Here is a 19,351-nt window from a genome sequence, read left to right as displayed (position 1 = left end):
TGGTTGTTACTAAGTTGCACTGGTGTTATTGCAATATGTTGGAGGCATGTAAATGATTAACTTAGACAAAATGCCAAAAAAGATGCAACGTCAAGTTAAGTGGTTGGTCTTTTGGTTATTTTTTCTGATAGGGTTACTACTTAGTCATGATATAGCTGCTAGTTTGTGGCTTTTGCTAGGTAGCATTGCGGCAATATTTACGCCAACAAAGCAAGTTATACGATGGGTATTGCCGGTTACGTTGGTCTTATTTGTGATAAGTATGCCGTCACTGGGGCTATTAACACAGAGCATATTTGTTGGTTTGCTGGTTGTGTCACAACAGTTATTGTTCATACCACACACAAAATTGCAACAAATAACCTATCAACCGATATATAAAATTAATACAAGTAAGTTAACAAGACGGGATTTGCGATTCTTCAAGGCAACTTTTAAAAGATTAAAAAAATCAACTAAACATATTGAAAATCTATTACAGGAAACGGTTGGATTACGACGAATAGGTGTTGAAACAAAAGTCACAACATTTATCAATGGTATTTTACAAGAGTTAGCAGATCATCCGACCCAGTTAACAACTGTTGACGAATTTGCTTATCGCCACTTACCTGATTTAGAAGAACTATTGGTAAGTTATGTTAGCATTGCAAATCATTCCGTTATTAGTGATTATGATAAAAAACAATTAAAGGAGGCACGCCAGTTGATCCGCAATTTAATTGTAAAAATTCATGAAGATTATCAATTAATAATACGTGAAGATATGGACAATTTAAACATGCGGATGAATACAGCGAAACAGACATTGGGGGATGATCATGAGTGAAAAACTAGAATCAGCAGATAATTTACAACAAAAGCAGTCGCAACCACTAAATGATTTAACTGCTAAAGAAAGATCAGAGGCTTTAAGATTAGCACAACAATTAGATGTTAACCGAATGGATTCAATTGTGACGTATGGTGCAGATACCCAAAAAGAATTAACTGATTTTTCACAGAGCGTTTTAAATAAGGTACAAGCGCAGGATATTGGTCCAATTGGTGATACTTTAACAGAATTAATGACAAACTTGTCGCAGGCAAAACCAGCCGAATTAGCACCTGTTAAACAAGGCTTTTTTGCAAGAATTTTCAAAAATATGCAAAAATCAATTTATGAATTAACTGCGAAATATCAAAAAATTGGTGCCCAGATCGATACTGTTTCGGCTAAATTACAGGACTATCAAAATGAGTTGCTTTCTGATAATCAAATGTTAGACAATCTTTATGCAGAAAATATGGCTTTTTTTCAGCGGCTAAATGTGCACATTGCAGGTGCTGAGATGAAATTAACAGATATCGAAAAAAGAGAGCTACCAACTTTAGAGAGTCGAGCAGAGGATGCTAATGATGCGGTGTTAACACAACAGGTACAAGATCTCGTGCAATTTAAACAACGCCTAGAAAAGCGTGTTAATGATTTAAAGCTGACCCAACAAATGGCGCTTCAGCAAGCACCACAAATTCGATTAATTCAAACGACTAATCAAGTGTTAACAGAAAAAATACAGACGTCCATCCATACAGCCATTCCACTATGGAAGAATCAAGTAACAGTGGCATTAACTTTGTTAAAACAGAAAAAGGCTGTAACGGCTCAACGGGCAGTATCAGATACAACTAACCAACTATTGACATCAAATGCAGACATGCTTAAACAAAATACAATTGAAGCTGCGGCAGAAAATGAGCGAGGTATTGTGGATATTGAGACATTACAGCATACACAGGATCAATTAATCCAAACAATTGAAGAGACAATGACGATTCAAAAAGAGGGACGTGAAAAACGGGCTTCTGCTGAACAACAAATGAAAGTGATGGAAAATGAATTAAGGCAAAAACTATTAGCAATGGCTAGCGAGAGTTAGGATACATTGTTTCAATGACAAAAAGTGCGGTGTGATAACTCATTTTTTTGAAAATTATTACAAAAAAATGACATAAAAGGGTTACATGTTAGATGTGATACCGTTATAATGGACAATATAAGGAACAGTAGTATGAATAGTCGTATCATGTAGTGCCGAGAGGAGGCCCATTATGGTAACGTTATATACATCACCTAGTTGTACCTCATGCCGCAAAGCACGTGCATGGCTTGAAGAGAATCATATTTCTTATCAGGAACGAAATATTTTTAAAGAGCCATTGACACGAAACGAAATTAAGAATATTCTGCGGATGACTGAGGATGGTACTGAAGAGATTATTTCAACAAGGTCAAAATTATTCACAGAGTTAAATATTAAGTTGGATGACATGTCATTGAGTAATTTGATTAATTTGTTGCATAAGCAACCAGCTTTGCTAAAACGCCCTTTGATTATGGATGAAAAACGTATGCAGGTTGGTTATAATGAAGATGAAATTCGTCGTTTCTTACCTCATGAAATGCGTCAAGCAGAGTTGGCTCGTGTGACAGCTATGGTCAATTTGTAAACAAAATTTATCAGATTAAAATCATTAATAATGAAAAAGTAAGATGAAAGGTTTTTTAATTTGGCTGATTAAAAGAATTTAGACCTTTCATACATGATACGTGTTTCTCAAATTGATCACATGATGTGATGTTTGAGACGTAGCGAGCTGAGGCAGGTATTGTTGCCTCAGCTTATTTTTATATAATGTATTCGACTAATAAAACAAGAATTTGTTATAATAAAGTATTGAAACAAATTCTCATATTTTAGTTGAGAGGAAAGGGGTGCCCATTATGGAAATGGAACGAATAAATGATGATACGATTCGCGTTGTGGTGACAAATGATGATTTAGCAGAGCGAAGTATTTCAATTGTTGATTTGCTGGGCAACCAAGAAGAAATTGAAGAATTTTTCTATAGTATTTTAGAAGAAGTTGATGTTGCAGGTGATTTTGCAGATAATGAGGCTGTGACTTTCCAAGTATTGCCAAATCGTAACGGGTTAGAATTATTTATTTCTAAAAATATTGATGATAAAACGATGATGGAAGGCATGTTGAATTCAGTTCTTGGTAAGCGCGATACAAGTGAAGCAAATGATGAAGTGTCAGACGACTTATTGGATAAACTTCTTGCCAATGATAAAAAGAGTGAATCAAGTCAGCCTGAATCACCACGCTTAAAGCAACCGGAAGTCAAGGATGTTAGTACTTCTAAAAAAGTAAGTCAAGTTGTTGATAAGCTACTATCTGCTGGTAGTGTAGATAATCAAGAGCTTGTTTTACAATTTGATAATTTTGAAAATATTATTCAATTTTCACTGTTAATTCAAAAACAAGAATTTGCTTTTAATACGAAGTTAATTAAATATCACGGTCAATTTTATTATATTTTAGGAATTGATGGACATCTTTTGCAAGATGAATATAATATGAAAGACTTAGCAGCTATTGGGCGTGAGTTTGCAAATATTTCACAAATTTCTGCTGAAGTTTTAATTGAACATGGTCAAATTATTTTCGACGATGATGCATTAAATAAAATATTGATGTATTTTAAATAATTGTCGTCAGAACATCAATCCATTATCAGTAATAGAGGTCGTGAATCTAACCATTTTTAGTTTGGTAGATTCACGGCCTCTTCATATTTTAGTATTTTTTAACACAATAATGATGAAATGCGTCCTTATATTTGGAGGGTAACAATGTTTATTGCAAAGAAATATGGGACAAATGAATTAGTTAAAGCATCAGATGCTAACGTGTCAGAAAGGTATTACTGTCCAGGTTGTACTGAAATTGTCCAACTTAAAAGGGGAAAGACAAAATTAACACATTTTGCGCATGTGCACCTTAAAAATTGTCAAGTTAGTGCTGAAGGAGAAACGGTGACACATTTACAAGGGAAACTAGCACTATTTCAATACTTTCATGAGCGCTATGATGAAGTTAAATTAGAACCTTGGTTACAAGAGATTAAACAACGACCAGATCTTATGGTCAGAAAAGGTCACAAATGGACAGTGATTGAATTTCAATGTGCACCAATTACAATAAAACGGGTGCGTCAACGGACAAATGGATATCGTCAGTTACATTTACAAGTCGTTTGGGTACTTGGTCAAACCTATCAAGAAAAACGATTGCAAGCTAGTACAATGGCTAAGTTTGCCTTCATTTATCAAAATAAGTTACAGATTGCTTTTTGGAATCAAAAAGATAGCCTTTATCGAAAATCATGGTGGCAGCTCGATGGCAAAGGCTATTTATCACAAATTTCTGTTGGTGATAATCGAATGCAACAACTATTAAAAATACAACAACTTGTTTTGCAAGCAAGATCGTCAATTCGACCACTTCAAAATCAACTATATCAAATGAATCGTTGTGTCGTTGGTATACCTTGGATTTGTCATCCAGTGCAACCATTACCTGGTGGTCTTAAAATACCCCAATGGTATGTGTTGGTACAATTCATTATATTATTAGAAACAGGACCACAATCGCTAAATACTTTATTGGGCGTACTACATACCAAAGATTGGCAGCAGTTTGGTTGTTTAAGATTGTTAACGCTCCAACATTTATGGCTTCAACGAGTGATCAATGATTGGTCAGATGCTAAAATTATTTGGCAGTCTGGCGATTTTGTGACGTTAGTTCGTCCGGTAAAATGGTTTAAAAATTATCAAGATAAATTGCTGGCATTATCAAAAGATATCACCTAATCATATTAACTGACGAAATAAGATAATGAACAAGCGTTAAAGACATAAAAAACTATGGTAGAATGAACAATATATTAGACTGAAATGAGGGAAAATAATGGCAAAAGAATTACCTTTACGAGATGAGTTACCTGAATCGATGACATGGAATCTTAGCACAATTTATGCAACTGATAGTGATTGGCAAGATGCCTTTAACGAACTAGCAGAACGTCTAGAAAATGCGGATTTTTTTGCAAAAAATGCAACAAAATCAGGTACTGATTTGTATACTGCATTACAGTACGGATTAGGATTAATGCGTGATTTGGAAAAACTATATGTTTATGCATCAATGAAGTCTGATCAAGATACAGCGAATGGCTTTTATCAAGGGATGAGTAACAAAGCTGAAACTCTAGCAGCGAAGGTGTCAGCTGCCATTTCATTTTTTGATCCTGCTGTATTATCACTAACTGACACTGAGCTAGCAAGTTATTTTAAAGCTGAGCCAAGATTGTCTAACTATAAGCATTATTTTGAAGATATTTTGACACAAAAGGGACATGTTTTACCTGAATCGGAAGAAAAATTACTAGCAGCGGCTGGTGATATATTTGGTGCTTCAGAACGCGCTTTTGGCATGTTAGATAATGCTGATATACAATTTGGAGCAGTTGAAAATGATGAAGGTGAGTTAGAAACACTTTCAGATGGTGTTTATTCTAGATTATTAGAATCAGTTAATCCGACAGTTCGAGAAAATGCTTTCAAAACATTCTACGCTTCATATATGGCATTAGATAATACGTTTGCATCATTAATTGGTAGTCACGTTAAGGGTCATAATTATATGGCACAAGTACATCATTATGATTCGGCGCGACAAGCGGCATTGGCTGCTAATAATGTGCCAGAAGTGGTCTATGATACTTTAGTGGCAGAAGTGAATAAAGCGTTGCCTTTGTTACAACGTTATATGGCACTGCGTAAGCGATTATTAGGTCTAACCGAGTTACATTCTTATGATTTATATACACCCATTTTGGGCGAACCAGATTATGATATTGATTATCCAAGTGCACAAGCTGAGGCATTAAAAGCATTGGCGCCGTTAGGACAGGATTATTTGGATATTGTCCAAAAAGCATTTGATAATCGTTGGATTGATATTATTGAGAATAAAGGCAAACGTTCAGGTGCATATTCTGGTGGTTCCTATGATACTAATCCGTTTATATTATTAAATTGGGTGGATAACTTGAACAATTTAAGTACCTTAGTACATGAGATGGGTCATTCAGTTCATTCATATTTGACACGATCTAATCAACCTTATCAATATGGTGATTATCCAATTTTCTTAGCTGAAATTGCTTCAACAACGAATGAAAATTTGTTAACCGATTATTTATTACGTACGGTTAGTGATAAAAAACTAAAGGCTTATGTTTTAAATCAGTATTTAGATGGTGTTAAAGGTACGCTATTCCGCCAAACGCAATTTGCGGAATTTGAGCAATGGATGCATGAAACTGATGCTGCAGGAACCCCATTAACTGCGGATATATTAAATGAGGCTTATGGCCAGCTTAATCAACGTTATTATGGTGCAGCGTTAACACCAGATGAAGAAATTGCTCATGAGTGGGAACGTATTCCTCATTTCTATTATAATTTCTATGTGTTCCAATATAGTACTGGTTTTGCAGCAGCAACTGCATTAGCAGATAAAATTTTGCACGAAGGTGCACCAGCTGTGAACGCCTATAAGGATTATCTTAAGGCAGGTGCATCAGCCTTTCCAATTGACGTTATGAAAAAAGCAGGTGTTGACATGACAAAGCCAGATTATTTGCGAGAAACTTTTAAGGTCTTTGAAAGTCGATTGAATGAATTTGAACAACTAGTTAATGAACTAGCACTGGATAAATAGTCAGCTTAGATTACATATGATATATAGTCATATACAATTATCTTGAAAATCATTACAATTGCCAGCAAGCTTATAAAACGTTAAAATAAGACTTAGTAAGTGATTAGGAGGGAATATATGTCAGGTGGACAAATTGCTCTAATAATATTAGCAATTGCTGCATTATTATTAGTTCTATTTATTGGGTTGTTTTTAGTAAGATTAACGCAAACATTAGGTGTTGTTACAAAAGATGTTGATATTATCGCACGTGAGGCAAATGATATTCTTGCCAATGTTGACACGTTGTTAGATGATGTTAATGGTAAAATTGCAACAATTGATCCAGCATTCCAAGCAATTGCTGATTTGGGGACATCAGTATCAGAATTAAATGATGCAACGCATAACTTAACTGATAAAGTTAAAGGTTCGTCTAACTCTAAAAAAACAAAAGTCGCATCAGCACTATTTTCTGCAAATGCTGCTAGAAAAAATCGGCGGCACGCAAAAAAGACACAGCCAACGAAATAGTGATGAGATTGTGAAATAGGAGGATATTTTCATGTCAAAAACAAAGGGATTTTTTGCAGGTGTTGCATTTGGTAGTTTTGTTGCTGCAGCAGGATATGGTTATTACAAGATGCTTACTGTAGAACAACAAGCGGATTTAAAAGCAAAGTTTGATGAAACAGTCGCAGATGTTCGTGATAAAGTTGTCGACTATAGTTACGCTGCGACCGATGCTGTTGCTTCTGTCCGTGATAAGGCAGATGATTTTGTGTCTGACAAGACATATGCTTTTGATACAAAAGTTGCTGACTTTAAAGAATCAGCAGAAGAGAAATCAGCTGACTTACGAGCAAAGGCAGATGAATTATTAGCTTCAGCCCAAGCAAAGGCTGAAGATTTGCGTAACCAAGCACAAGATCTAACTGATCAGGCAAAAGCAAAAGCACAAGATCTAAAAGATCAAGTCAAGGGTGATGATGAAGGCACAACAGAGGACATTATTCTCTCAGCAACTGATGATGCAGTTGCAGCTGAAACATTTGAAGACCTAGAAACACCAGCTATTACACCAGAAGTTTTGGAACCGACAGAGGGCTTATCAGAGACTGATAAAAAAGGTCTCTCTGAAGAAGAGTAGTATGACAAATATAAAAAACGTTAGTGCCGACAAAATTAGTTTGTCAGCACTAACGTTTTTTAGTTACTATGACCTAGTCAATGATACGTAATTCTTTAGAAGAATGAGTATATGGATCAACACCAGATTCTGTCATAATGACTGAATCTTCGATACGAATACCTAAATCGCCAGGAATATAAATACCAGGTTCGATAGAGAACGACATACCAGGTTGTAAAATCAAGTCATTACCTTGCGCAATTTGAATTGATTCATGAACAGATGATCCCATACCATGGCCAAGACGATGAACGAAGTATTCACCATAACCGGCTTTGGTAATAATATCACGTGCAACACTATCTAATTCTCCTGCAGTCATGCCTGGTTTTGCAGCATCTTGAGCAGCTAATTCAGCTTCTAAGACAATATTGTAGATATCTCTTTGGTGGTCAGATACTGATTGGAAAGCAACCGTACGTGTGGCATCAGAAACATAACCTTCGTAAATCGTACCAAGATCAAATAAGGCTAAATCACCAGACTTTAGTGTGTTGGCACTTGTGTCACCGTGTGGCTCAGCCGCATGTGCGCCAAATTGGACAAGTGTATCGAATGACATACCAACGACACCCGAAGATTTTAAATCGTATTCTAATTTGGCCATCACTTGTAACTCAGAAACACCCGTCTGTAGTGCATTAAAAGCAAATTCAAAAGCACGGTCTGCATCCTCACCTGCCTTATGTAATTTCACTATTTCATCAGGTGTTTTAATAAGATGAAGATTTGTCATTAATGGTGATAAGTTACCAATAAACTTGACTTCTGGCATCGCAGTTTGAATCAATGAGGCACGTTGCAAAGTTAATTGTTCTTGTTCGACAGCCCACTTTTCAGTGTGTTTTGTATGTGCATGGATATGTTGACCAATTAATGCCCATGGATTTTCCTGATCTTGATAACCATAAACGGGATGTGTCCAACCAGTGTTCTTAACGGCTTCCACTTCCAAAGCAGGGGCAAAAATAAAGGGTTCGCCTTGTGGAAAGACAACTAACGCAAGCACGCGTTCAATTGGATCAGAATTAAATCCTGTTAAGTAAGCAATTGAATGAAAATCTGAGAAGTAAGCAACATCTAATTGTTGCTCTTCTAACCAAGTTTGGATTGACGAAAGTTTATCTGTCATTAAAAAAATCTCCTTTAAATGAATATACGATTAATTGTACGCTCATTTTTAAAAATTGCCTATCAATGGTAAAAAGTTATGTTACAATTAATCATTGTGTGAAATTATTATTAAATGATGAAACAAATTATGAAAACATGTTACAATCACATTGTAAGCGTTATCATAAACGAATATCAATCCTTCTTGTTGAAAAAGAGCGTAAATTACCTAATAAGCGGGGCTTGAGTAAAAATTTGTATTTATAGGAGAATAGTAATGGATAAACAAACTGTGACAATTTACGATGTGGCTCGTGAAGCAAAAGTATCAATGGCCACTGTTTCACGTGTTGTAAACGGCAATGCCAATGTGAAAACGGAAACAAAAGAAAAAGTTAATGCGGTCATCGCCAAATTAGGTTATCGGCCGAATGCAGTGGCTCGTGGGCTAGCATCGCGTCGTACAACGACGATTGGTGTTGTGATTCCAGATGTGACAAATCATTATTTTGCTGAATTGGCTCGTGGGATTGATGATGTGGCGGCTATGTATCATTATCAAATTATTTTAGCAAATTCTGATGAATCTAATACGAAAGAAATTCAAGTGATTGAAAATCTACTGGGTAAGCAAGTTGATGGTATTGTCTTTATGGGCAATATTTTAAATGATGATATTCGTGATGAATTAAAAAAGGCGGATGTACCAGTTGTCTTAGCAGGTCTGTTGGACGAATTTGGAGAACAGCCATCAGTTAATATTGAATATCGTTCAGCAGTGAGTGATGCGACGACACGATTGTTGAAAGCTGGTCATCAAAAGATTGCTTTCATTACGGGTGACCTTGATCACTATATGAATAAAGCACATAAATTACCAGGTTATCAAGATGCATTAGCAGCTTATGGAGTTTCTTATGATGACCAACTTGTCTTCCAAGGAAACTATGATTATCAATCGGGTTATCAATTAGCTAAAGCAGTTAAGGATTCACAGGCAACAGCAGCCATCGTTGTTAATGATGAAATGGCAGCAGGTTTGATCAATGGTTTGACTGATGCTGGTGTCAATGTACCAGAAGATTTTGAAATTATTACTGGTAATGACTCAAAGGTTACGGTCATTACACGCCCACAGTTATCTTCAATAACACAACCGATTTACGATATTGGTGCGGTCGCTATGCGAATGTTGACAAAATTAATGAACCATGAAGAGTTGGCGGTTAATAATATTGTGCTACCACACGGTTATGTTGATCGTGGCTCAACAACTGAACAAAATAAATAATCAGAAGAGTCAGTATATTTCATCTGAAAAGTCGGGATTGTCTATAAAGATAGTCTCGACTTTTTGTGTGATTTAAAAATCTATGTCTCAGCCTTCTTTCATTTTTAAATGTTTGATTTATAAAGTTTCCTGCTAAGTAAATGATAGAAAAATTAGAAAAATATTGACTTTTACAACTAACGCGGTATCATTAAAAATATTGGTTGTGAATTTGTTGTTGAGCCATTATTAACTATTTATCACTCTGAAATTATTAATTAGATCACAACAGTACACCAATCTATTAAATTTATTAAGTAGGTGCTATCTTAATCTATTTTTAACACTTAAATTGTTAAGTGATGGAACGAGATTCAAAAGTATCATGGTTGATAGCATCGCCCAAGTTAGGAGAATTTTATATGGGGCTATGGTCAAAGTTTATGGAGCGTGAGGATGCTTCGACATATATTAGTAAAGACGCAGAAATGCCACGTATTTTGCATACTAAGGATTTTTTGGCGTTGGGTGTTGGAACGATTGTCTCAACAGCGATTTTTACATTGCCTGGTGTTGTGGCAGCTAAATATGCTGGACCAGGAGTGGTATTTTCATTCTTACTAGCAGCGGTTGTTGCTGGATTTGTGGCATTGGCATATGCAGAGATGGCATCAACGTTACCAGTTGCTGGTTCAGCCTATTCATGGATCAATGTTTTATTTGGTGAAGGATTTGGTTGGGTTGCCGGTTGGGCATTGCTAGCAGAGTATATTATTGCGGTTGCCTTTGTTGGTTCTGGATTATCTGCAAACTTTAGAGGTTTGATTTCACAAATTGGTATTAACTTACCACCTGCTTTATCAGGAGCGCTTGATACGCACTCGATGTTTGGTTGGTCCTCATCAGTTAGTGGACCAAAAGGTGGTGTTGTTGATATTGTTGCTTTCGTAGCTATTATATTGGTGGCTTGGTTGCTATCACACGGTGTCCATGAAGCTTCACGTGTTGAAGTGATACTTGTTGTGATTAAGGTATTGGCCGTTTTGCTATTTATTGTTGTTGGTTTAACAGCCATTCATCCACAAAATTATTCACCATTTGTGCCTGCATACAATCCTCATGGCGCAACAATGGGTGGTTTCCAAGGAATTTGGGCAGGTGTGTCAGGAATCTTCTTGGCATACATCGGTTTTGATTCGATTGCATCAAATTCTGCTGAAGCGGTTAATCCACAAAAAACAATGCCACGTGGTATTTTGGGTTCATTGTTAATTGCTGTTGTCTTGTTTGTTGGTGTTTCATTGGTACTTGTTGGTATGTTTAAATACACAAAGTATGTTAACAATGCTGAGCCAGTCGGTTGGGCTCTACGTGAGTCTGGTCATCCAATTATTGCTGCGACAGTTTCAACGATTGCCGTTGTGGGAATGGTAACTGCCTTGATTGGTATGATGATGGCTGGTTCGCGCTTACTTTATTCATTTGGTCGTGATGGTATGTTGCCAAAGTGGTTAGGAAAAGTTACTGCAGAGAAGGGACTACCAAATCGTGGCTTACTAGTTTTGACGATTGTTGCTGTTATTGTTGGCTCATTTTTCCCATTCTCATTCTTATCAGAATTGATCTCAGCAGGAACATTGATCGCGTTTATTTTTGTTTCGTTGGCAATGTATGCACTGCATAAGCGTGAAGGGAAAGACTTGCCAGAAGCAGGCTTTAAGATGCCTGGGTATCCAGTTACACCAGCAATTGGTGCTATTTTATCAGTCTGGGTCTTCTGGGGACTTAGCATTGAGGCAAAGATTTATGCATTGATTTGGTTTATTATCGGTATCATTGTGTACTTTGCTTATGGTGCTAAGCATTCGGTATTACGAAGTGAATCAAAAGAGTAAATATTGTTTTCATAAGGGGGAGTGAAGGCTAAGTATGGTTGAAAATAATGATGTTTTAAATCAAGAGGAACAACATTTTGCTGGAGCGGGTCGTGTCTATTATTTTGATGTTGTCATCGACTCTGGTAAAGGTGCGATTTTGAAGGATGTTGCAGGTAATGAATATATTGATCTACTAGCTAGTGCAAGTGCAACAAATACAGGACATGCACATCCAAAGATTGTCAAAGCAATTCAAGATCAAGCTCAAAAAATAGTGCATTACACGGCGGCTTATTTTGCTTCATCAACAGAAGCAAAATTAGCAGGAGAATTGGTTAAGTTGGCACCTGGTGATCCTGAAGATTGGATGGTTATTTTTGGTAATTCAGGTTCAGATGCGAACGATGCCGTGATTAAATTCTCTCGTGGCTATACTGGACGACCAAATGTGGTATCTTTTGTTGGTGCATACCATGGTTCAACGTACGGTTCAATTTCTGCCTCTGCAGTGAGTTTAAATATGAGTCGGAAAATTGGACCATTATTGCCGGGATTCTATAAGGTACCTTTCCCTTCTCCAGATAAGCGATTACCAGGAGAAAATGACGAGGATTTTTCAAATCGTATGTTTGCGGCGTTTAAGGAGCCATTTGAGAATTATTTGCCAGCTGAAGAGACAGCAGTTATTATGATTGAGGCCATTCAGGGGGATGGTGGTATTATGGCTCCTCCAGCAGGTTATTGGCGAAAAGTAGCTAAATTTGCTCACGATAATGGTATTTTGTTAGCTGTCGATGAAGTGAACCAAGGCTATGGACGTACTGGTAAATTCTGGTCATTTGAACATTTTGGTATTGAACCAGATTTAATTGCAATGGGCAAGTCAATGGCCTCGGGGTTGCCATTAAGTGCTGTTTTGGGACGACGCGAAATTATGCAAAGTCTTGATGCACCAGCAAATGTTTACACAACCGCAGGTAATGTTGTGAGTGCTGCTTCAGCATTAGCAACACTTGATGTTATTAAGTCTGAAGGGTTGGTGGAACGTTCTGCTAAACTTGGTCAAGTTGCTAAAGATTTTTTTGAAAAAGAAAAAGCACAATTTGATTTTATTGGAGATGTTCGTCTATATGGCTTGAATGGGGGTATTGATATTATCGATCCTGCAACAGGCCTTGGGGACGAACAAGGAACAAATACAATTATTTACAATCTCTTCAAACAAGGGGTGTTAATGATTTCGTTACGTGGTAGTACACTACGTTTCCAGCCACCACTAGTGATTAAAGAAGAGGACTTACAGCGAGCCTTTGACATTATGCATGGTGTCTTTCAAGACTATCAAGCAGGTAAATTAGAAAAGCCCGATGGTCGTCATCATATTGGGTGGTAACAAATTTCGATAGAATAACGCCAGCAAGAAACTTTGATCCTGCTGGCGTTTTACTGTAAATAATTAATTTGGATAGTAGATAATATGAATTTTATGGTAAGTATGACATATACATGTATCATTGAATGAGGAGGCATATAAGATGTTAAATATAATTTTTCATATTGATGAATCGCAAAAGTGGCCAGTTGTTATTTCTAATTTATATCATCTACGTGAATGGTTAGATGCTAATCATGATAATGGGCTCATTGAATTGGTGGTTAATGGTGAAGCTGTTGTTGATACCGTCGTAGATGCAAAACAAGATTTAAGTAAACTATTGACAATTAATGTCGATATTCGTGTTTGTCAAAATTCAATGAATCAGCGTAAGATATATGCGGATGATTTACAAAGTAATTTAAAAATAGTACCTTCAGGTGTAGTTGAATTAGCAATAAAACAACAAGCTGGTTTTGGTTATATTAAACCGTAATATTAGAAAAAACTGAAACAAAATTCAATGAAGTAAAGTATAAGCACCAGAACGAAGAAAAAAGGCGCCGTTTTGTTGTTAGTATGTGAGAAATGTTAAGCAACAAGATAAATTTTCCACAAAGAATAACGAACAAATATTTATATTATTTTCAGAATAATTTACTATATAAATTTTAGAGTTTATTTTTATTTAATAAATAAGAAAAGTAAGAAAATATGTCATTAATACATGGTATTTATTTTCAGCATATATTGCAGGAATATTTGCTTTTGTTGAATTATTGGATGGTATTATTAGGACCTGTACCAAAGCAATTAGCTAAAAATAAAAAATACATTTACTAGAGAAGATTTGTTAATAGTCAGAAAAGTCAATGACAGGATTTAACGTCAGTGTTGATAACTGCCATAATTTTGGCGAATGATTATTAGATAATGTAGTTCTGTTTTTTAACGGAACTATTTTTTATAATTTTTACAGGTGTCTTTTGTCATAACTGTCGAAAGACTGAACAACCGTACTGAAGTACACTTGTATATAAAGTTTTACAAAATGGCAAGTCATCACCTATAATTAAAACACACAAAAAGCCTGCAAAGTGGGTAAGACCCTACAGGCGACAAGTGTCCTAAGTTTTAGAATGCTAAGTGTCAGCGTTTAGAACGTTGGCGCTTTTCTTTTGGGCGTTGCATTGTCTTATAAGAAAAGTAATGTTTGATAAAAAGCTTCACAACACTGGCAAGATAAACTGTTATGACTTGAGGTGAACAACGACATATTTACATGGTGTGTAGTCCATTTGATTTACTGGATTGATCATTTGTTGGAATCTTTAATCAAATAGCTTTGTGAATTTATTTTTGTTAACATTGTTTTTTATATTCAGTATTCATAATTTACTAATTTTAATTTGTTTGCTTAACATTACCGATACTTTGGGACTGAATTATAATCTCTGCTATCGGCACAATAATAATTACTCCCAATAAAAAGTATGTTAGTCGGTAAGCCTCAAGGTCTGGCTGATATTGATTTAGAGTAGAAAAAATAATTGTTACTAATGAAATGCCAATACCTTGTGATAAATTTTGACTCACCGAAGCCAATGTATTAGCACTATTTCGTTCATTATAAGGAATTTCTACCAAGCTCATACCATTGTATGCTGTTAAAGCTAAAGATCTACCAATGCCTGAAAATGTTAGGATAGCTATTATATAAAATTGATTTATTTGGTTTGTTAACGTACCAATCATAAACGTTGTGACAAATATTAGAAACAAAGAAACGATTATGGTATTTTTAAAACCCATTTTTTGTATGATATTGTTTGCAAATGGTTTTATCGCAATATTTCCAACGAAAATAAATAGAACAAAGGAACCTGTTTTAATGGCAGACCAGTGGAAAGCATTTTGGAAAAATATGGTGCTGAGGTACGGAATAGCACCCACAGTTAGCCACATGATACTACCTCCAAATTGACTCACCTTATATGACGTAAATCTAAGTGTTTTTACGCTAAATAGTGGTGAAGTTGCATTAATGAGATGTTTAACAGTGCCAATAGTTCCAGCTATAAAAATCAATAATAATACTATTGATAACATATTAAGCACTTTTTTTGAGGAAATAATGTCCAAAGCCATTAAGAGTGAAGCACTAGCTAAACCAATTAAGACAAAACCAATCCAATCAAAGGGTGTGCTTCCGCCTGTACGTTCGGTATCGTGTTGTAAAACTTTGTTACCAATAATAAATAAAGCTATACCGATTGGTACATTAATCATAAAAATCAAACGCCATGACCAATATGTTGACAGTACGCCACCAATAAATGGCGCAACAGCAGGTGCTATTAATGCTGGCCAAATCACATAACTAATCATTTTAAGTAGATTTTTAGATGGCGTATTTTCCAAAACGATTAATCGTGCTATCGGAACCATTAATGCACCAGAGAAACCTTGTAGTAATCTCATAATTAATATTGTTATGAAATTTGATGCAATTCCACTACCAATTGAACTTATAGTAAATAAAATTATAGCTGAAAGCCATATTTTATTATTACCATATTTTTTTGCAAGCCAGCCACTCAATGGTATGAAGACAGCTACGGATATCATATATACACTAATGATTAGCGAAGCATTGGCGGAAGTAATAAGCAAACTATTTTTTATTTGTGGTAAAGCTGTAGTAACAATAGTACTATCTAACATTTCCATAAATAAGCTTAAACCCATTAACAGGGCGATTCTTTTTTCATTGTTCTTCATTTTAATTATCACCTTTTTCTTTTAAATATTGATCATACATCAGTTCCACTTTGTTTATGAATAAAATCATAGCATATAGTGTTTACAGTGTAAACACTATATAAAAAAGAAAACATGACAAGTTATTGTCATGTCTTTTTTTGATTAATGTATTTTAAATTATCTATACCAATTGCTAATGATAGTATCTAATGCTTCATTGAGTTGTTCGTATTGTTCTACTGAGCAAAGACTGGCTATCTTCCGATTAAGATCAAGAATTTTATTTCGAATTTGCTGTGTTGTTTCTTCTCCACTTTTGGTCAAGTACAGTTCATAAGCACTTTTATTTCGGTCACTACTTCTGCGTTTGATTAAGCCTAAGTCAACGTACTTTTTAATAATACGCGTCAATAGGCTACGCTGTACATGACGTTTATCAGCTAAAAACTGCTGACTACACCCTGGATTTTCTTGGATTGATAAAAAAATGTTATAATCGGTCACATTGACAGATATTGTTTCTCCAAAATTAGCGTACTCTTGCATAAATAACTGATATAGATGACTTATTTTACGACCGGTTTCTTGTAATGCCATGTTTAAATAGTACCTTTTCGATTAGTTTTTATTTATCATAACACGATGTGTTTATGATTCACACACAATGATGATTGCAATAAAATTTTTAAAATAGCCGTGATAAAAAGAGTAAACAATTTTAACCAGTTTGCTCTTTTGTTAGGTGATTAAATTATGCGAGTGGCTTTGGTGTTGAAACTGAAGCACAGTACTTTTTGGATAATATCAAAGACAATATTAGTACTTTAGAACTTGCCTTAGATTGGGAAGGGGGATGTTATCTTATAAGGTATTAGCTATGTATGCTAAGACATGGCTTGATTATGTTTATAGTCAAACGGGTATCCGACCACTGATTTGCCTGAGTAATTTAATAACAAGTGCTTATAGTTGGTCATCTGTTACTAAAAATTACGCTCTATGGTGTGCTCAATATGCTAACAATGACGCAACAAGTTATTAGGATGAATGTTGGAGTGATGCAACAATGTTTGGTAACCAAGTCAAGTTTATGATTGGTTACGATTATGGCATGATTTGGTACAATACTGGTGCGTTGTTAAATAAGTAAACAAAAGGCCTTACTCAAATAACTGGGTAAGGCCTTTTGTTGCGTCCGAATGAAGAGGGACACTATATTGTAAAAAAGTGTGTGCCTTGCCAAGATAAAACCATAAGCAAACACAGGTGTACTCAATTGGTACAAAGTCAAATAAATGACCAGAAAGTTAAAAAGTCATATTTTGCCAAAAAATGAAGTGGTCAGGAAATGTTGTAAGGACGCTGAAAATGCCTTTACATCAACGCTTTAGGCACGTTAATAAGGAGCCAACGGGATTTGAACCCGTGCGCCGGTTCGACACCGGTTCGGCGGATTTCGAGTCCGCTGCATTACCACTCTGCCATAGCTCCACCACGAGTACTTATTATACCGATATTTTTTATGTGTTTCAAGCATAAAAAAACTAGGATAACAAGTATCCTAGCGATATATAGCTCATCAGGGAGTCGAACCCTGGATGTCGGTGTGAAAAACCGAAGTCTTAACCGCTTGACCAATGAGCCAAAAACAGAAATGTTGGTCGAAACCAATAGCTCATCAGGGAGTCGAACCCTGGATGCCGGTGTGAAAAACCGGAGTCTTAACCGCTTGACCAATGAGCCATGAAACTTAATATGATGATGTCTGTTTCAACAACATGTAATAATATACCAGATGAATTGAAACCTTGCAACACTTTATTTAAAAAAAGTTGAGAAAGTTTGCTATTCGTTGGTAATATCGTTAAAATGACGTTTAGCAATGAGATTTCGTAGTAAGTGTTGCCATTCATGGTAAACTAAATGTGTTGTATTCTTTAAAATATAAGGAGAACATGTCATGTTTTCAAGAAAAAATATTGTGTTAGTCATTAGTGGTGGTATTGCTGCATATAAATCAGCAATGTTTGCACGCCTACTAATTAAAGCACAAGCTAATGTAAAAGTTGTTATGACGAGATCTGCGACAGAGTTTATTACACCAAAGACAATGGCAGTATTAACGAATGAAACTGTTGTAACAGATTTATTCGTTAATCAAAGTGAAGCAGATATTATACATATTGCATTAGCTGATTGGGCAGACTATTTCTTTGTTGTGCCAGCAACAGCGAATATCATTGCAAAAATTGCGAATGGTATTGCTGATGATGCAGCAAGTTCAGTGTTAGCTGCGCGACATTCACCATTGATTGTCGCACCGGCGATGAATGAAAACATGTATTTACAACCAACCGTTCAAAGAAATTTAGCACAGATTAAAGCTGATGGTGATATTGTTATTGATCCTGTTACTGGTATGTTAGCAGAAGGATATTCAGGCAAAGGACGATTACCTGAACCCCAAGATATATTAGCACTTAGTGAATTGGCTTTGTATCAACAAAACGGTTCCTTACAAGGTAAACAGGTTGTGATATCAGCTGGTGGGACGATTGAGCCAATTGACCCCGTTCGATATATTTCTAATCGTTCTTCTGGGAAAATGGGTTATGCGTTAGCACAAGCAGCTGCTGAACAGGGGGCGATTGTCACACTAGTATCTGCAACGACAGCACTCGTAGATCCAATTGGTATTGAAACAATTCATATTCAATCAGCACAAGAATTGTCTGATCAAATGAAACAGCTTTTACCAGAGATGGATGTGGTGATCATGTCTGCTGCAGTCTCAGATTATCGTATGGATCAAACCGCTGAAAATAAAATCAAGAAACAACCTTCAGGGCAACTAACTTTGACGTTAGTTGAAAACCCCGATATTTTGGCAGAATTAGGTGCGGCTAAAACGCATCAATATTTAGTGGGCTTTGCAGCTGAAACACAAAATTTGTTGACATATGCACAGCAAAAATTGGTTAAGAAAAATGCAGATATGCTAATTGCTAATGATGTTTCAAAAGAACAGGTTGGTTTTGGTTATGATACTAATCAGGTGACGATATTAAGAAAAAATCAAGAACCAGAAATGTTACCATTACAAAGTAAATTAATGCTGGCACGTGAGATTATAAACAGAATTAGTGTTGCAATAAATGGGTAGGT

Annotated in this window: 16 protein-coding genes and 3 tRNA genes; 13 read left to right on the top strand and 6 right to left on the bottom strand. The window is 35.8% G+C overall.

Annotation, left to right across the window (positions count from 1 at the left end):
- Nucleotides 1-52: 52 nt before the first annotated feature.
- The 8 genes from AC3B5D_RS05200 (at nt 53) to AC3B5D_RS05165 (ending at nt 7,746) form a co-directional block, all read left to right on the top strand.
- Complete coding sequence (locus AC3B5D_RS05200; protein WP_489841062.1) at nt 53-829, top strand: 5-bromo-4-chloroindolyl phosphate hydrolysis family protein; 777 nt, start codon at nt 53-55, stop codon at nt 827-829.
- Nucleotides 822-1,919 (top strand): toxic anion resistance protein, encoded by a 1,098-nt coding sequence (locus AC3B5D_RS05195; RefSeq protein ID WP_489841063.1) that lies wholly within the window; start codon nt 822-824, stop codon nt 1,917-1,919. The genes AC3B5D_RS05200 and AC3B5D_RS05195 overlap by 8 nt, the downstream gene beginning before the upstream one ends.
- A 172-nt stretch (nt 1,920-2,091) precedes the next feature.
- On the top strand, nt 2,092-2,490 hold the full coding sequence (gene spx, locus AC3B5D_RS05190) for a transcriptional regulator Spx (protein WP_489841064.1): 399 nt from the start codon (nt 2,092-2,094) through the stop codon (nt 2,488-2,490).
- Nucleotides 2,491-2,764: 274 nt separating this feature from the next.
- Nucleotides 2,765-3,535 carry an adaptor protein MecA gene (locus AC3B5D_RS05185; RefSeq protein ID WP_489841065.1) on the top strand — a complete coding sequence of 257 codons (771 nt, stop codon included), beginning with the start codon at nt 2,765-2,767 and terminating at the stop codon, nt 3,533-3,535.
- A 144-nt stretch (nt 3,536-3,679) separates the two neighbouring features.
- Entirely contained in the window at nt 3,680-4,702 is a 1,023-nt protein-coding gene (locus AC3B5D_RS05180) for a competence protein CoiA (RefSeq protein WP_489841066.1), read from the top strand.
- 97 nt (nt 4,703-4,799) lie between these two features.
- Nucleotides 4,800-6,617 carry an oligoendopeptidase F gene (gene pepF / locus AC3B5D_RS05175; protein WP_489841067.1) on the top strand — a complete coding sequence of 606 codons (1,818 nt, stop codon included), beginning with the start codon at nt 4,800-4,802 and terminating at the stop codon, nt 6,615-6,617.
- 117 nt (nt 6,618-6,734) lie between these two features.
- Nucleotides 6,735-7,130: a DUF948 domain-containing protein gene (locus AC3B5D_RS05170; RefSeq protein ID WP_489841068.1), complete on the top strand. Its 396-nt coding sequence runs from the start codon at nt 6,735-6,737 to the stop codon at nt 7,128-7,130.
- 31 nt (nt 7,131-7,161) lie between these two features.
- Nucleotides 7,162-7,746: an ATP synthase subunit B family protein gene (locus tag AC3B5D_RS05165; RefSeq protein WP_489841069.1), complete on the top strand. Its 585-nt coding sequence runs from the start codon at nt 7,162-7,164 to the stop codon at nt 7,744-7,746.
- 73 nt (nt 7,747-7,819) lie between these two features.
- Here AC3B5D_RS05165 and AC3B5D_RS05160 read toward each other — a convergent pair whose 3' ends face one another.
- Nucleotides 7,820-8,920: a M24 family metallopeptidase gene (locus AC3B5D_RS05160; RefSeq protein ID WP_489841070.1), complete on the bottom strand. Its 1,101-nt coding sequence runs from the start codon at nt 8,918-8,920 to the stop codon at nt 7,820-7,822.
- A 258-nt stretch (nt 8,921-9,178) separates the two neighbouring features.
- Here AC3B5D_RS05160 and ccpA point away from each other — a divergent pair, with 258 nt between their 5' ends.
- The 4 genes from ccpA to AC3B5D_RS05140 all read left to right on the top strand — a co-directional run bounded on the left by ccpA (nt 9,179) and on the right by AC3B5D_RS05140 (nt 13,919).
- A complete protein-coding gene (gene ccpA / locus AC3B5D_RS05155) occupies nt 9,179-10,192 on the top strand; it encodes a catabolite control protein A (protein WP_489841071.1) in 1,014 nt (337 codons plus the stop codon).
- A 401-nt stretch (nt 10,193-10,593) separates the two neighbouring features.
- Nucleotides 10,594-12,066 (top strand): APC family permease, encoded by a 1,473-nt coding sequence (locus tag AC3B5D_RS05150; protein ID WP_489841072.1) that lies wholly within the window; start codon nt 10,594-10,596, stop codon nt 12,064-12,066.
- A 34-nt stretch (nt 12,067-12,100) separates the two neighbouring features.
- Nucleotides 12,101-13,441 carry an aspartate aminotransferase family protein gene (locus AC3B5D_RS05145; protein ID WP_489841073.1) on the top strand — a complete coding sequence of 447 codons (1,341 nt, stop codon included), beginning with the start codon at nt 12,101-12,103 and terminating at the stop codon, nt 13,439-13,441.
- 142 nt (nt 13,442-13,583) lie between these two features.
- Complete coding sequence (locus tag AC3B5D_RS05140) at nt 13,584-13,919, top strand: DsrE family protein (RefSeq protein ID WP_489841074.1); 336 nt, start codon at nt 13,584-13,586, stop codon at nt 13,917-13,919.
- 908 nt (nt 13,920-14,827) lie between these two features.
- On the opposite strand, the gene AC3B5D_RS05135 is transcribed toward AC3B5D_RS05140, so the two are convergent.
- From AC3B5D_RS05135 to AC3B5D_RS05115, 5 genes are all read right to left on the bottom strand, one after another.
- Nucleotides 14,828-16,204 carry an MFS transporter gene (locus tag AC3B5D_RS05135; protein ID WP_489841075.1) on the bottom strand — a complete coding sequence of 459 codons (1,377 nt, stop codon included), beginning with the start codon at nt 16,202-16,204 and terminating at the stop codon, nt 14,828-14,830.
- Between the two features lie 159 nt (nt 16,205-16,363).
- Nucleotides 16,364-16,783: a MarR family winged helix-turn-helix transcriptional regulator gene (locus AC3B5D_RS05130; RefSeq protein ID WP_489841076.1), complete on the bottom strand. Its 420-nt coding sequence runs from the start codon at nt 16,781-16,783 to the stop codon at nt 16,364-16,366.
- 805 nt (nt 16,784-17,588) lie between these two features.
- Nucleotides 17,589-17,677 (bottom strand) — tRNA-Ser (locus tag AC3B5D_RS05125).
- A gap of 81 nt (nt 17,678-17,758) precedes the next feature.
- Nucleotides 17,759-17,830: transfer RNA gene (locus AC3B5D_RS05120), tRNA-Glu, on the bottom strand.
- Nucleotides 17,831-17,857: 27 nt separating this feature from the next.
- Nucleotides 17,858-17,929 (bottom strand) — tRNA-Glu (locus tag AC3B5D_RS05115).
- A gap of 217 nt (nt 17,930-18,146) precedes the next feature.
- Here AC3B5D_RS05115 and coaBC point away from each other — a divergent pair.
- The gene (gene coaBC / locus AC3B5D_RS05110; RefSeq protein ID WP_489841077.1) at nt 18,147-19,349 is read left to right on the top strand and encodes a bifunctional phosphopantothenoylcysteine decarboxylase/phosphopantothenate--cysteine ligase CoaBC; all 1,203 of its coding nucleotides are present in this window, start codon (nt 18,147-18,149) and stop codon (nt 19,347-19,349) included.
- The last annotated feature ends 2 nt before the right edge of the window (nt 19,350-19,351 follow it).

The sequence above is a fragment of the Weissella sp. ESL1177 genome (genome assembly GCF_058107185.1).
Note: the sequence above shows the minus strand (reverse complement) of the source record. Positions and strands in the feature narration are given on the sequence as shown.